Source organism: Streptomyces sp. SID3343, assembly GCF_009865215.1.
In the GTDB taxonomy this organism is placed as follows: domain Bacteria; phylum Actinomycetota; class Actinomycetes; order Streptomycetales; family Streptomycetaceae; genus Embleya.
Map to the genome: position 1 here is coordinate 32,452 of NZ_WWJX01000771.1, position 15,652 is coordinate 48,103.

Annotated in this window: 6 protein-coding genes; all 6 read right to left on the bottom strand. The window is 72.8% G+C overall.

Going from position 1 to position 15,652, the window contains the following annotated elements:
* Positions 1-7: 7 nt before the first annotated feature.
* Positions 8-811, bottom strand: coding sequence for an alpha/beta fold hydrolase (locus GT354_RS23785; RefSeq protein ID WP_346012144.1), 804 nt, complete (start codon positions 809-811; stop codon positions 8-10).
* A complete protein-coding gene (locus GT354_RS23790; protein ID WP_346012145.1) occupies positions 808-2,022 on the bottom strand; it encodes a cytochrome P450 in 1,215 nt (404 codons plus the stop codon). The genes GT354_RS23785 and GT354_RS23790 overlap by 4 nt, the downstream gene beginning before the upstream one ends.
* Complete coding sequence (locus tag GT354_RS23795) at positions 2,019-4,019, bottom strand: Gfo/Idh/MocA family oxidoreductase (RefSeq protein ID WP_161358405.1); 2,001 nt, start codon at positions 4,017-4,019, stop codon at positions 2,019-2,021. The genes GT354_RS23790 and GT354_RS23795 overlap by 4 nt, the downstream gene beginning before the upstream one ends.
* A complete protein-coding gene (locus tag GT354_RS23800; protein ID WP_161358406.1) occupies positions 4,016-5,170 on the bottom strand; it encodes a saccharopine dehydrogenase NADP-binding domain-containing protein in 1,155 nt (384 codons plus the stop codon). Before GT354_RS23800 ends, GT354_RS23795 begins: the two co-directional genes overlap by 4 nt.
* Positions 5,167-10,698: a non-ribosomal peptide synthetase gene (locus GT354_RS23805; RefSeq protein WP_161358407.1), complete on the bottom strand. Its 5,532-nt coding sequence runs from the start codon at positions 10,696-10,698 to the stop codon at positions 5,167-5,169. The genes GT354_RS23800 and GT354_RS23805 overlap by 4 nt, the downstream gene beginning before the upstream one ends.
* On the bottom strand, positions 10,695-15,652 hold a 4,958-nt coding region (locus GT354_RS23810), incomplete at its 5' end, for a non-ribosomal peptide synthetase (protein WP_161358408.1). The genes GT354_RS23810 and GT354_RS23805, both read right to left, overlap by 4 nt.

The window sequence follows — 15,652 nt, forward strand, 5'->3', positions numbered from 1 at the left end:
ATGGGTGTCACGGGGTGCTCGGCCACGGGGAGTTCACCGCGGTCAGGCTCGGGTCGAGCCGGCCGACCAGGGTGGTGACCACGTCGTGCCGCCGTGGGGTGAGGTAGAAGTGGCCGCCGGGGAAGACGTGGACACGGGTGTCGGCCGTGGTGAGCGCGGCCCACGGTCGGGCCTGTTCGGGGGCGAATTCGGGGTCCGCGTCGCCGGTGAACACCTCGATGGGGCAGCTCAGCGCGGCCCGGGGCCGAGGCCGATAGGTCTCCACGAGGCGGTAGTCGTTGCGGACGTAGGACAGCACCGCGCGGCGTAGGTCCGGGTCGGCGAGCACGTCGCGGTGGGTGCCGCCCAGGCGTTCGAGCTCGGCGCACATGCCCGCGTCGTCGCGCAGGTGGACGGTGCCCGTGCGGGCCCGCACCGGCGCCTCGCGGCCGGACACGCACAGCCGCAGCGGTTCGCCCAGGCCGCGACGCCGCAGTTCGTGGGCGAGTTCCCAGGCCACGGCCGAGCCCATGCTGTGTCCGAACAGGGCGTAGGGTCGCTCGCTCAGCGCGGTGACGGCGTCGGCGATGTGCCGGACGAGGTCGTCCATGGTGTCGACGAGGGGGTCGGTGAACCGGTCTTCGCGTCCGGGGTATTGGACGGCGACCAGTTCCACGGCGCGCGGCATGATCGCGTCCCACGATCGGTAGCCGCCCGCGCCGCCCCCGGCGTGCGGCAGGCACACCAGGCGCAGTCGGGCCGCGGGTCGTGGGGTCCAGCATCGCAGCCAGCGGGCGGGGTCGACGGTCGAGGGTGACGTCGGCGGCGTCACCAGGACACCGGAAGCGAGGTGACGCCGAAGGTGGCGGATTCCTGCTTGAACGTCAGGTCTTCGAAGGGAACGGCCAGGCGCAGGGTGGGCACGCGGCGGATCAACGTCTCCAGGGCGATCTCCAGTTCCAGGCGGGCCAGGTGTTGGCCGACGCACTGGTGGATGCCGTAGCCGAAGGCGACGTGGTGGCGGTTTCCCCGGTGGAAGTCCACGGTCGCGGGGTCGGGGAAGACGTCGGGGTCGTGGTCGGCCGCGCCCAGGAGCGCGATGACGCCGTCTCCCGCCGGGATGACGGTGCCGGCGATGTCGATGTCCTCGCCCGCCACGCGCAGTGGGATGGAGTCGGCGATGGAGAGCACCCGCAGGAGCTCGTCCACCGCTGCCGGGATCAGTTCGGGTTGCGTGCGCAGTTCCGCCATGCGGTCCGGTTCACGCAGCAGCAGCAGCAGGGTGCTCAGGGAGATCATGTTGGTGGTGGTCTCGCGTCCGGCGATGACGGTGATGCCGATCGTGGACAGCAGTTCGCGGTGGGTGACGTTGCCGGTGCGCAGGTGGTCGACGACCAGTTTCGACAGCAGGTCGTCGCCGGGTTCGCGTTCGCGCAGCGCGATGAGTTCGCCCAGGAGTTGGAAGAGGGCGCCCAGAGCCGCGGAGACCTCGGCGGCCGTGCTGGCCCGGCCACCCGAGATGCGGGTGATGTCGTGGAAGAACTCCAGGTCGTCCTTGGGCAGGCCGATGAGTTCGCAGATGGTGGAGGTGGAGACGGCGTTGGCGTAGGCGGGCACCAGGTCGACGCCGGATCCGACGCCGGGGCCGGCGTCGAGCATGCGATCCAGGACGCCGTCGGTGATCTCCTGCACGGCGGGGCGCATCGCGCGCACTCGCTTGACGGTCAGCTCCGGCAGCAGCATGCGCCGGTACCTGGTGTGCTCGGGCGGGTCGGTGCGGATGAAGGGGCGGGACTTGGCCCCGGCTTCCTGCTCACCCGCGCCCATCGCGGGGAAGTTGGGGTGTCGGATGTCGGCGCTGATGTTCGGGCTCGCCAGGACCGCGCGCACGTCGGCGTATCGGGTCAGGATCCACGCGGTCTTGCCGGTGGGCAGGACGACGCGAGCGGCGGGTTGTTCCTCGCGCAGCCCGGCGTACTCGTCGGGAACGGCGAACGGGCAGGTGCGGGGTATCGGGAAGGCGAAGGCGGGTGGGGTGCTCACGTGGGGTCCTCTACGCAGTGGGGGACGGCTTGGTGGGGGGCAGTGCTCAAGGGGTGGTCGGCCGGGCGGCGGCGCAGGACGGCCAGGGGCGGGCCGCCGGGGCGCGTGGTGAGGTGTTCGAGCGTGTGTCCGCTCTCCCGGGCGATGCGGTCCAGGTCGAAGGTGAACCAGGTGTGCGTGTCGTGGACTTCGCGCAGGAGGATGTCGCCGTCGTGCACGGTCCAGCGGCTGAACAGGCGCATGCGGTCCGCGCCGGCGGACCCGGGTCCGGACTCGGACCCGGGTCCCGAATCGGACCCGGGCCCGGATCGCGGCTCGGGCTCGGGGGCGGACTCGGGCTCGCCGGAGCACCACCACGCGTAGGTGTGGCCTCCGACCATGCCGTGGGCAAGCCGGAGTTCGGGCAGCGTCGTGGGCCGGTCCAGACTCATGAGCTCGACGACGATCGGGGCGTCCGGTGCCAGGCGTTCGTCCAGGCGTCGCCACAGGGTCGCGCGCGCGTCCGCGTCGAGGTGGCCCAGGATCCCGCACAGCACGGCGGCGCTCAACGTTTCGGGCAGGTCGAGGTCCGGGGCGGCGCCGTCGGTCACGGTGACGCGTCGGCGCAGGTCCTCGTCCGCGAAGACGCGCGAGGTCAACGCGGCTCGCATGCCCACGGCGGGTTCGGCGGCGATGATCTCCACCCGCGGGTACGCCCGCCCGATGGCCTCGGTGACCAACCCGGTACCGGCGCCGAGGTCGAGGATCGGCCCGTGCGTGGGATCGACGTGCGCGAGCGCCGCGACGATCGCGGGCACCGATCCGGAGGCGGTGTGCGGGGCGGCCACCAGGTCGAAGAACTCCGCCGAGGCCGAGTAGCCGACGGAAGCGTGGGGACCGGCCGCAGCGATCGGCGTGGCCGTGCCGAGCGGGGCACCGGCCGGCCGGGGCGGGGGTTCGAGGGCGGAGACGGCGAGCGGCTCGGGCGCGCGGGGTCGAACGATGTCGGGTGGTCCCAGGCGTTCGGCGATCGTCGACCAGATACGACATACCGTCAGGTCGAATTGCGCACTGCGCAGCACGTCGGCGTTCGCCGCGGCCGCGTCGCGGAGCCCGTCCAGGGCGTGCGCGATCGCGTCGGGCCACAGCGTGGCGAACACGTCCCGGAAGGTGCCCTCACTCGGAGCCCCGATGGCGGACGCGGTGGGCAGGTCCAGGTGCCCGGTGTCGGGTCCGTCCAGGACGAAGCGGTGCCGCGCGTCGCGGTCGGCGTGCAGCCTCGGGTGCCACAGCACGGGGCCGTGGGTGTCGGCGAGGGTGAGTACGCCGCCCTCGGTGCCGATCGCCACGCGATGCCACAACAGCGCGTGGTTGTCCCGGTCGGCCGGGTCGAGTTGGTGATGGACGCGCAGGGTGAGCGGGACGCCCGCGATGGTCGCGTGCACACTGCGGAAGGGATGCCCCGGCAGCGCGGGTGCGGGGTCGCCGATATGCCAGGGCCGGACCGCGCCCAGGGCCGCGCCGAGGATGTCGACCAGCGGATGCAGGAGGTGGACGGGCGTCGCGGCGTCGACGAACAGCGGGTCCTGCCGCTGTCGCAACCGCCGTGCGGCGGCCAGGAATCGGGCCACCGGTTCGACGTGGCGGTAGTGGGTGTTGACGTGATACTGGACGCCGCTCGCGCGCGCCACGCGCAGGCATTGGGTGAACTCGGCGAGGTGAAGCGGGTGTTCCTGGAGTACGTGGACGCCGCGGCGCAGCAGCGCCTGGGCCAGTTCGGTCCCGACGGAACCGGAGATCGCGGAGCCCACCGCGACGCAGCCCAGGTCGATGTCGTCCGGGAGAGTGTCGACGTCGGTGTGGAAGGGGACGCCGAGCCGGTCCGCGTAGGCGCGCGACGCGGCCGAGCCTTTGGCCACGATCGCGGCGAGTTCGTAATCGTGGGGGCGGCGCCGGATCGCGTCGACGTGGAACCGACCGAAGTTGGTCCCACACACCACCACGCGTCGCGGGCTCACAGTTCGCCCTCCTCGTCCTCGCTCGCGCCGGCGGCGTCGGTGTCGTGGATCTCCAGGCGCGTACAGATCCCGAAGTCGCGCAGCCGGGCCGCCACGGGCCCCGGCGCCAGTACCTCGGCGGCGAAATGGACGCCCGGTGGTACCCGACCGGCCACAACGGCGTCCACGGCCAAGGCGCCGACCGCGGCGGTGAGCCGGTAGCTGCTGGGGGTGTGCAGGACCAGGGTCCGCGAGCGCACCCTGCCCTCGGCGACGCCGGTGAGCGTGAACGTCATCGTGTAGAACGGGCTGCGTCCGGCCAGATCCAGTCGGGCGGCCCGGATCATCTCGCCGGCGAGGGTGTCGGGGTCGGCGCCCGCGTCCAGCCGGCCGGGCAGCCGGCCCAGGACCGCGCGTACCTGCGGCCCCGGGTAGACGTTGAACCAGTCCGCCTCCTCCAGCGCGAGCGCCGTCGCCAGGCGCTCGGTCTCCGTGCTCAGGAACGGGACCAGCGCGACCTCCCCCGAGAAGTGCGGTGCCCGCCCCCGTTCGTCGGTGCGCAGCACGCGCGCGGCACGGCGGCCCGCGCGCCAACCGGCGAGCGCTTCCCCGAAGGAGGCGCCGTCGGCTCCGCCCGTGGTCAGCGACAGCATCATGTCGGCGGCCACCGTCGCGGAGCAGTCCTCCATGCCGCCGGTGTGCGCGCTCATCCGGCTCACGTGTTCGAAGTCGCCGGCGAGTAGGCGTGGGAGCAGGCCGGACAGTCCGGGCAGGGCTCCGGCGGACAAGACCACGACGCGATCGTCCGGCGGCAGCCCGCGGGCGGAGAGCTGCTCCGCGACGGGGTCGTCGCCAGCGACGTCGACGTAGTGTGCTCCGCCGGCGAGCGCGGCGCGGGCGACCCGGTCGCCGAGCAGGTAACTGGGGCCGGCGCAGTTCAGGACGACCGTGCAGCCCTTCGCGAAGGCGCGCAGGGCCTGCGGGTCGTCGGCGTCGACCACGACGCTCTCCGCGTTCAGGGTCGGTTCGCCGGCGGACGCGAGCGCGTGCAGCGCGTGGCCGCGCCGCCCGCCCAACCGCAGGCGCGGGTAACCCAGATCGGTCAATGTGCGCACTGCCGCGCTGCCCACCGATCCGGTGGCGCCCAGGACGCCGATGAGCGGCCGGGTCATCGGGTCACCGCGCCGTCGGTCAGGTCGTCCAGGACCTTGAGGACTCCCGGCGCGTGGTCCACGGACAGGCAACTGAAGTGGTCGCCCTGGATGTCCAGGATGCGCAGGTCGCCCAGGGCGAGGTCGTGCCAGTGTTCGGTGACCGCGTCGCGGCTGCCGGGGAACGGGTAGGCGCCGCTGTGTCGCAGGAAGGTGATGTCGCCGGCGTACGGCTCCGCCTGGTAGCGGGTGATCGCGAAGACGCTTTGCCGGAAGGTGGCGAAGAGCCGGTTCATGTGGTCCGGTTCGTAGGTGCCGGCCGCGGCGGGCACCGCGTCGCACATACGGGCCACGCGGGTGGGTCGGGAGACCTCCCCGAGCGCGCGGAAGCGGACGCCGACGTGCGCGTGTTCGCCGGTCGAGGCCGCGATCGCGCCGTCGGGCAGGACACCGGGACTGTCGGCCAGCACCGCGTCCGCGGCCGCGGCCACCGCGTTCTCGTCGGCGGGGAAGCCGAGGTCGGCGGGGTTGATGCCCATCATCACGGCGAAGGAGTACTCGGACAGGAGTTCGTCGTCGAGGCGGAAGCGCGGGCTGTGGCTGCTGATCACGGTCAGGCTCGCGACGTCGGCGCCGGATTCGGAGAGCCCGCGGGCGACTTCGGTGGCGATCAGTCCGCCGAGGCAGTAGCCGATCAGGTGGAACGTGTCGGCCCCGGTGTCCGCGAGGGCCTTGGCGTAGTCGGCGGCCAGTGCCTCGATCAGGCCCTCGGGGTGTGCGTCGAGGTAGCGGTCGAGTCCGGGGATCTCCAGGCCGAGCACGGTGCCTCGGCCGGGGGAGCGTCGGCGGATCTCGGTGATCAGCGCACGGTAGGGCATGACGGTTCCGGTGCCCGCGTGTACGAGTACCGTCACCGGGCCCTCGCCTGCCGGCGGCCCGTGCAGGTGGACGAGCGGCGTGCGCGGGCCCTCGTCGGGGGTGGACGCCCGGTCGCCGCCCGCGGCGCGCAGGTGCGCGGCGAGCCCGGCGATCGTCGGGCGGAGCAGCAGGTGCCGCAGGACGGATTCCCATTCCAACTCGGCCGCGCCGGCCACGAGCGCACGCAGCCGGCCGACCATGCGCGCGACCAGGAGCGAGTCGCCCCCGAGCGCGAAGAAGTCGTCGTCCCGGCCGATCCCCTCCACGCTCAGCAACTCGCGCCACAGCTCCGCGAGTTCGCTTTCGAGCCCGTCGGCCGGCGCGGCCGACGTCGCCGGCGCGACGGTGGCTTCGGCAGGCAACCACGACAGCAGCCGGGTCCGGTCCACCTTGCCGTTGGCGGTGTGCGGCAGCGCGTCGACGAGATGGAAGGCCGCCGGGACCATGTACTCGGGCAGCCGGTTGGCGGTGTGTCGGGCGAGTTCGTCCCCGTCGGTGCGGACGCGGTCGGTCTTGACCGAGGCCAGGAACAGTTGTTGCCCGGTGGCGGTCATGGGGTCGCCCGGGGCCGGCAGCACGAGCGTGTCGTGCACGCCCTGATCGGCGAGCAGCCCCAGCCACTGGTCACGGGTGAGGAACGACTGGCCGGTGTCGGCCCGCACGTCGGTCCACGGCGCACCGGTGAGTTCGAGGAATTCCATCGAGACCATCAGCGGGTAGTGCGCGTCGCGGGTGTTCTCGACGAACGCCAACCGCCCGCCCGGCGTAAGCAGTTCACACAGCCGGGCGACCGCGGTGGCGGCATCGGCGCTCGCGTGCAGGGCGTTGGCGCACACGATGACGTCGTAGCTGTTCGGCGCGTGGCCCTGGCCGCGCGGGTCGCGGTCGATGTCAAACAGGCCGTAGCGCACCCACGGGTGGTCGGTGAAGCGTTCGCGGGCCTCGGCGAGGAAGAACGGAGAGGCGTCGGTGAACAGGTAGTCGACGCCGTACTCGGCCAGGGCCGGGATCAGCCGGGTGGTGGTTCCGCCGACGCCGCCCGCCACCTCCATGACGCGCAGGCGGCGTTCGCCCACGTGGGCGGCGGCCGTGGCGCGCAGCGCCGCGGTCAGGCCGTGACCGAGGTGTCGGATGGCGAGATTGTCGCGGTAGGCGGACTCGATCGCGGCGGGCGAGGCACCCGGGAACAACAGTTCGCGAATGTCCGACGAACCGTCCAGGAGGGTGTCGACCCGGTCGGCGCAGGTGCGCATCGTGTCGAGCAACTCGGTGCTCCAGCCGACCTCCCGCTCGCCGGCCGCCGCCCTGCGCCAGGCTGCGGCGAGGTCGTCGGCGGTGACCGCGAGCAGGTGCGAGTACGTGTTCGCCCGGAGCCGCAGGCGGCGCTCGGCGACCAGGGCGTCGAGCCAGCGGCGGACCAGTCGGCGGTGCCGGGCGGTGGCACGCAGTCCCTCGCACACCTGGTCGAAGGTGTGTGCGTCGTTGCCCCCGAACAGGCCGGCGCCGAGCAGGGTGCGGGTCATCACGGCCAGGGCGACTTCGTCGAGGTCGCCGAGGAAGGCCGCGAGCCGATCCGCGTCGATCTCCGCCGACGCCTCCCGGATCGCCCGGGTCGCCGCGCGGTCGGCCGCTTCGGCGCCGCCCGACGGGGTGGACGGCCGGTCGCGGCGGGCCGGTTCGACGAACGCGGCCAGCCGTCGTCCGTCACCGCCGTGGTCGTCCACGACGACGGCGCATCCGCCCACGGCGGGGTGCGCGTGCACGGCCGCCTCGACCTCGGCGAGTTCGATCCGGTAGCCGCGGATCTTGACCTGGGCGTCCTCGCGGCCCAGGAACTCGATGTCGCCGTCGGGCAGATACCGGCCCAGGTCGCCGGTGCGGTACAGGCGCTCCCCGGTCACGGGGTGGTCGACGAAGCGCTCGGCCGTGCGTTGCGGGTCACCGAGGTAGCCCTGCGCCACGCCGAGGCCGCCGATGTACAACTCGCCTACGACCCAGTCGGGTCGCGGACGCAGGTGCCCGTCGAGGACGTGGAAGGTCTGGTTGGTGAGGGGGCGCCCGTAGGGGATGCTGGGGCGGCGCGGGTCTACGTCGGCGATCGGGTGGAAGATCGACCAGATCGCCCCTTCGGTCGCGCCGCCCAGCGCGACGACTTCGAGGCCGGGCACCGCCGTGCGGGCGTCGTCGGGCAGGGTGACCGGTATCCAGTCGCCGGACAGCAGGGCCAGCCGCAGCGATCGAAGAGCGGTGGTGTCCGAGCCGAGCCAGTCGAGCAGCATCCGCAGTTGGCCGGGCACCGAGTTCCACACGCTCACGCCCGCGTCGGCGACGAGTTCGGCCCAGTGCGAGGGGTCGCCTCGGCGTTGTGGGCCGGGCAGGACGAGCGTGCCGCCGACCGCCAACGAGCCGAAGATGTCGTATACCGACAGATCGAATCCCAGCCCGGCGATACCCAGCACCCGGTCGTCCGCGGTGACGCGGAAGCGGCGGTTGATGTCGCCGACGGTGTTGAGCGCGGCGCGGTGGCTGATCATCACGCCCTTGGGTGTCCCGGTCGAGCCGGACGTGTAGACGACATAGGCCAGATCCTCGGGGTCGGCGCGCTCGGCCTCGACCGGTTCGGCCGCCGCGTTCGTCGTCGTGTCGGCCGCGGGGCCGACGGGAAGGTCGAGACGGATCGCGGTGACGCCGTCGGGCAGTGGGGCGGTCTCGATCAGGTCGGTGCGGGTGAGCGCCAGGCGGACGCCGGCGTCGCGCAGGATCGTGTCGCGGCGCAGGCTCGGCTGGGCGAGGTCGATCGGCAGGTAGGCGGCGCCGGCCAGGAGCGTGCCCAAGACCGCGACGATCTGTTCCCAGCCCTTGTCCAGCAGGATCGCCACGGGTGCGTTCGGGGTGGCCTTCCGGGCGACGAGTCGAGCGGCCACCTCTCGTGCGCCGTCGAGCAGTTCGCGATAGGTCAGGTCGCGATCGACGGCCCGTACGGCGACGGCGTGCGGTTTCACGGCGGCCTGCGTCAGAAACGCGTCGTGCAGCAACTCCTTGGAAACCGGGCCCGCCGTGTCGTTGACCGCGACTCGACGCTCGGTTTGGACCCGTGGGAGTTCGACCTCCGCGGCCCTCTCCCACGCCTGCCCGTCGGTGCCCAGGCGGCGCACGAGCGCCGCGAACGCCGCGAAGGCGGCGTCGGCGAGCCCTTCGGGCAGCACGCCCTCGCGTACGTCCCACGACAGGGCCAGGCCGTCGCCGCGTTCCATCACCTGGCAGTCGATCCACACCTGTGGGGTCTGGGTGCGCGCGTACCCGACGTCGGGGGTCGGCTCGCCGCCGAGGGCGCTGGTGAACACCACCGGCATCAGGGTGCGCGATCCCGCGCGGCGGGAGATCTCGGCGAGTACCTCGCCGCCGCCGAATCGCGGATGCGCCAAGTCGTCGAGGAGGCGTTCGGCGATCGCGCGGGCGTGCTCGGTGAACGTGCGCCCTGCGGTGAGGTCGACGGCCAGGAGCTCCACGGAGGTGAACTCACCGACGACGGAGCCGAGTTCGATGTGCAACGGCGGTCGGTCGACGACAGGGAGATTGAGCGTGAAACGCGGGTTGCGGCTCCAGCGCCCGACGGTCTCGGCGAACGCGGTGAGCAGCGTCCCGGAGGGCGTCAGGCCGTGACTGCCGGCGTGCGTGCGCAGTGCGGCCCAGTCGGCCGCGGAAACGATGGTCTCCAAGCGACGAAAACTCGGCGCGTCGACGGCCCCTCGCGATTCGCTCCCGGCTTGTGCCCCGGATTCGGCTTGGCCCTTTGCCCAGGTCTCGGCCATGGGCAGTTCGGGGGCAGGCGGCAGGTCGTCCAGCCGGTCGAGCCAGTACGCACGGTCGCGGGCGTAGGCGGGAGTCTCGGTTCGTGCCCGGCGGGCCAGGACGTAGTCCCGGAAGGTGACTTCGGGAGCCGGGGGCAAGGTGCCGGGTGCGGTGTACTCGGTATGGAATTCGGCCAGCAGGGCGCGCAGGCTCGCGTGGTCGATGGTCATCAGGTCGACGGACAGATGCAGCACGGCGCCGGTGTCGGTGCGCGTCACGTGCGCGGTGTGGGGCAGGCCCGGGCGAGCGCGGCCGTCGCGCCGGGACAGGGCGGCGCGGGTGCGTTCGATCGCGGCGGCGCCGGCTTCGGGCCCGTGTCCGCGTACGTCGTCCATCGGTACGACCGGCTCGGGCACCTCGCGAGGCACCTCCTGGTAGCCGTCCGGGTGGACGACCGCGCGCAGCATGTCGTGCCGCTCGACCAGGGTGCGCCAGGTCGCGGTGACCCCGGCGGGATCCAGATCGGGGTAGGCGAGTTCGAGGTAGGCGTGGCACGCGACGCCGCCGTACTCGTACACGTCGGCGCGGCCGACGAGGTAGGCGGCCTGCAGGTCGGTGAGGGGAAACGGCTCGTACCGGGCGGTGGGGTCCGGTGTGATGCGGTCCGGGTCGCCGGCGGGGGACAGGTGGGTGAGCAGGTCCTCGCGGTGGGCCCGCAGGGTGGCTTTACGGGCGTCGGTCATGGCGCCGGGACTGGCCCGGTAGCGCAGACGGCCGTCGTCCGCCCACACGGTGATGCCGGCGTCGGTGTACTCGGCCAGCAGGTCGGTGATGTTCACAGGACCCCGTTCTCGAACTCGAGCTCGGACGCGGCGGTGTCGGCCGGCCCGGTCGTGACGTGTGCCGCGATGCGAGTGGCCAGGGCGGCCACGGTCGGTGCGGCGAGGAAGTGTCGGGTGGTCAGGGGCACGCCGAAGTGTCGTTCGACGGCCGCGGTGACCCGGATGGCGGTGAGGCTGTCCCCGCCGAGGCCGAAGAAGTTGGCGTGCCGGTCGGTGACGGCACTGCCCAGGTGCTCGGACCACAGCGCGGCCACCGCCTGTTCCAGGCCGTCTTCGGGTGGTTCGCCTCCGCCGCGGTGCGGGGACGCGTCGCGGGCCAGGGTGCGCAGGGCGGCGCGGTCCACCTTGCCGTTGGGGGTCAGGGGCAGCGTGTCGAGCACGATCACGCGGCCGGGGAGGGCGTACGGCGGGACCCGGTCGAGAGTCCAGGCGATCAGGTCGTCGGGGGACGCGCCCGACGCACCCTCGACGGTGACGAACGCGACCAGGGAAACGGCCGCGCGGTCGCCGATCGCCACCACGGCGGCGCGGGCGACCCCGGGATGGCCGAGCAGTGCGCTTTCCACTTCGCCGGGTTCGATCCGGTTGCCCGCGATCTTCACCTGTTCGTCGGCGCGGCCCAGAAACTCCAGAGTCCCGTCGGGCCAGTAGCGACCCAGGTCGCCGGTGCGGTACCAGCGCTCGCCGTCGCGCGTGACGAACTTCGCGTTGGTGCGCTGCGGGTCGCCCCGGTAGCCGACGGCCAACCCGGCTCCACCGATCCACAGTTCGCCCGCGACCAGGTCGGGGCAGTCGCGTCCGTGCCGGTCACACACCCGATAGCGCTGGTTGGCCAGCGGGTGGCCGTACGGGATCGACGTCCAGTGCGGCGGAACGGCGTGCACGGTCAGCGCGTTGGACCAGATCGCGGCTTCGGTGGCGCCGCCCATGGCGGTGAACCGGCAGCGTCCGCCGGTGCGTTCGCGCAGCCGAGCGGGCAGGTCCAAGCCGATCCAGTCCCCGGACACCAACGCCGCACGCAGTCCGCTCAGCGCGAAGTCGCCGTCGGCGGCCCGCTCGTCGGCGTCCACGAGCATGTCCAGGAGTACCGGGACGGTGTTCCACACGGTGACCCGGTGTTCGCGCACGAGCGCACGCCAGCGAGCCGGTTCGCGTCGGTCCTCCTCGTGTGGCAGGACCAGGGCGCCCCCGGCCGACAGGAGCCCGAAGACATCGAACACGGACAGGTCGAAGTCCAGCGCGGACAGGGCCAGGACCCGGTCGGCCGCGCCGAGGTGGTGCCGGTCGCGAACGTCGACGACGGTGTTCCACGCGGCGGCGTGGGTCATCTCGACACCCTTGGGTTCACCCGTGGAACCGGACGTGAAGATGACGTACGCGAGGGATCCGGGATCCGCCTCCACCGCTTCGGACAGCGGTGCCGCGACCACCGCCTCGCCGAGCGTTCGCTCGTCGAGCACGATCCGCACGCCCGCCGCGTCCAGGATGCGCCGGCGGCGCAACGCCGGCTGTTCCGTTCCCACCGGGACGTACGCGCCCCCGGCGGCCAGGATCCCCAGCACGGCGGCGATCTGGTCGGCGCCCTTGGGGACGGTGACCGCGACCGGGTCGCCGCTACCGACCCCCCGGCCGCGCAACAATGCGGCCACCCGCAGGGCCCGATCGGCGAGTTCACCGTACGAGGTGCCGGCACCGGTGTGTGCGATCAGCGCCTTCGCCTGTGGCCGGATGCGCGCCTGCTCGAAGAAGGCGGCGTGCAGCGCACGGGCGGCAACGGGTGTCCCGGTCGCGTTCACCGCCTCTCGGACGGTGCGGGTGGCCGCCGGCAGCAGGTCCACGACGGGTGCCTGCGGCCCCGATTCGGCGACGTGCTCCAGGAGTCGCCCGTAGGCGTCGAGCATCGCGGCCGGCACTCCGGGGGCGAACGCCTCCTCGACCGCGTCCCAGGTGACCAGAAGCCCGCCGTTCTCCTCCGTGACCTGATTGTCCAGACAGACCTGGGGCGATTGCGAGATCCCCCACGTACGGGTGGGGAAGGTGTCGGACAGGTCCATGGACACGCCGTCGCCGACGCCGATCGCGCTGGTGAACACCACCGGGACGGCGCCCTCGCCATCGCCGCGTCGGGCCAGTTCGCGCAGCAGCCACGCGGGGGAGGCGTCGCGGTGGTCGAGATCGAGGGCCTGCCGTCGTTGCAGTTCCACGGCCGCGGGCAGCAGGGCAGCGTCGGCGCGTCGGTAGTCGGCGGGCGCGAGCGCGGTGAAGTCGCCGAGCACTCGGGTGATGTGCGGGTGCGTCTCGCGGCGGTTGAACAGGGTCAGCGTGACGGTGACCGCGTCGATCCCGCTCCAGGCCGCGAGCACCTCCCCATAGCAGGCCAGCAGCAGGGTGGAGGGGGTGAGTCCGCCGGCGCGGGCGTGTTCCTTGAGCGCCCGCCAACGTTGGGCCGGCAGCCGGAAGGTGCGCCGGGTGAAGCGCGGCGCGAGCACCTCGGACAGCGGCTTGGCCAACGGCGGACTCGGCGCCGGCGGCAGTTCGGCGATCCGCGCCCGCCAGTGCGTGTGCGAACGCTCTTGGGCCTGGGGATCGGTGCCGACGTGCCGCAGGTAGTCCCGGAAGGTCACCTCGACGGGGGGCAGGGCGGCGGCCGGGTCGGCGTAGAGGTGGTCGAGTTCGGTGTACAGGGTCATGATCGACAGGGCGTCGAACACGATGTAGTCGAGACCGACGGACAAGCGGGTGTGCACCAGGCCGTCGGCGCCGGGGCGGCGTACCGCCCGAACCTCGAACAGCGGCCACCTGCCCGGGTCGAGGACACGGTGGGAGCCTTCGGCGCGCAGCGTGGCCAAGGCGGACTCGGCGCCCGCGGCGTCGGTGTCGACGACGTCGATGACGAAGTCGGGGACCTCGGCCAGGACCCGCTGGGTGCCGTCCGGGTCGATGACGGCGCGCAGCATGTCGTGGCGCCGGATCAGGGTGCGCCAGGCGCGTTCCATCCGCTCGATGTCGACGTCGGTGTCGTCGAACTCGGTGTAGTGCCACGTGCCGACCCCGCCGAGAGTGAACTCGGGGGCGCGTCCGTTCAGGTAGGCGGCCTGCACCTCGGTGAGGGGGAACGGGTCGTTGCGGTGCTCCGAATCGGCCGCGACGATCGCCCGCGAGGGGGCTCGACCCGGGCTCAGCAGAGCGGCGAATTCGCGCAGCCGGGGAGTGGTGAACACGGCAGCGACGGTTGCTCCGGTGATGCCGGCGGCCCGCAACCGGCCCAGCATGCGAGTCGCCACGAGCGAATCCCCGCCGAGCTCGAAGAAGCCGTCGTCGCGGGTGACGGCCGCGACGTCCAGGAGTTCGCCCCAGATCTTGGCGACCGCCGTCTCGATGTCGCCCTCGGGGGAAGCTCCCCCGCCGGACCGGTCGCGAGTCGCTCGGTCGAGGGCGCGTTGTACCGCGCGCCGGTCGAGTTTGCCGTTGGCGGTCAGCGGCAGGGACTCCCACGCGTGCACGTGCTCGGGGACCATGTACGGCGGGAGGCGTTCGCCGACCCGGGTGCGCAGCGCGGCGGGGTCGGGCAGGACCCGGCCCGACGCCGAGACGGCTGCGGCCAGACGGCGCGCCGGGCCTTCGACGACGACGGCGACCGCCTGAAGGACGGCGGGATGGCTCTCCAACGCCGCCTCGATCTCGCCGAGTTCGATCCGATGGCCGCGAATCTTGACCTGGTGGTCGGCGCGTCCGAGAAACTCCAGGACGCCGTCGTCGCGGTAGCGGGCGAGGTCGCCGCTGCGGTACCAGCGCACGCCGTCGTGCTCGACGAAACGCTCGGCGCTGCGCTCGGGATCCCCCCGGTAGCCCGCGGCCACGCCCGCGCCACCGACCCACAGTTCGCCGGCGACCCAGTCGGGGCAGTCCCGCCCGCGCGCGTCGACGACGCGGGCCCGGGTGCCGGGCAGCGGTGCGCCGTAGGGAATCGAACGCCACGCGGGATCCACGTCGTGCACCTCGAACACGGTCGAGTGGATGGCCGCCTCCGTCATCCCGCCCAACGCCACGAAACGGCAGCCCGGCACCACGGCACGCAGTCGCTCGGGTTGGTCCAGGCCCACCCAGTCGCCGCCCAGCATGACCAGGCGCAGGTCACCGCCGAGGCCGTCGTCGGCCGCGGCGGTGAGGAGCATGTCCAAGAGCGCGGGCACGCACGAGAGCACGGTGACGCCGTGTCGCCGCACGAGTTCGGCCCAGTGGGCGGCGTCGCGGCGGTGCGCCTCCGCGACGGTGACCAGCGAACCCCCCACCGAGAGGAACGCGAACATGTCGTACACGGACAGGTCGAAATCGAGGGCGGACATGGCCAGCGTGCGATCGTGTGCCCCGACGTCGAAGAGGTCGCCGACCACGTCGATCGTGTTGGCCGCCGCGCGGTGCGCGACCTCCACGCCCTTGGGCACGCCGGTGGATCCGGACGTGAAGATCACGTAGGCGACGTCGTCGGGTGAGCCGTCCACGACCGGCGCCGGCGCGTCCTCGGCGGTTGTCTCGAGGTCGACCACCACGGTGTCCGGCCCGGTTGTCACCAGGTGCGTGTGCGCGCGGTCGGTGACCGTCACCCGGACGCCGGCGGTGTTCCGCATCGTCGTCCTGCGCCGGCTGGGCTGGTCCACACCGATCGGCACGTAAGCGGCGCCGGTGGCCAACACGCCCAGGACCGCGACGACTTGCGCGATGCCCTTGGGGACGGTGATGGCGACGGTGTCGCCCGGCCGCACCCCGTCGCGGATCAGCCGGCCGGCCAGGCGCCGGGCCCGATCGGCGAGCCGCCCGTAGGTCCAGCTCTCGCCACCGACCCCGTCGATCACCGCGACGCGGTCGGGGGTGGCCTCGGCGTGGGCGAAGAAGCGTCCGTGCAGGGTGCGGGGCGTGGCGCCGGCACGGGCGCTCTCGACCGGGCGGCCCG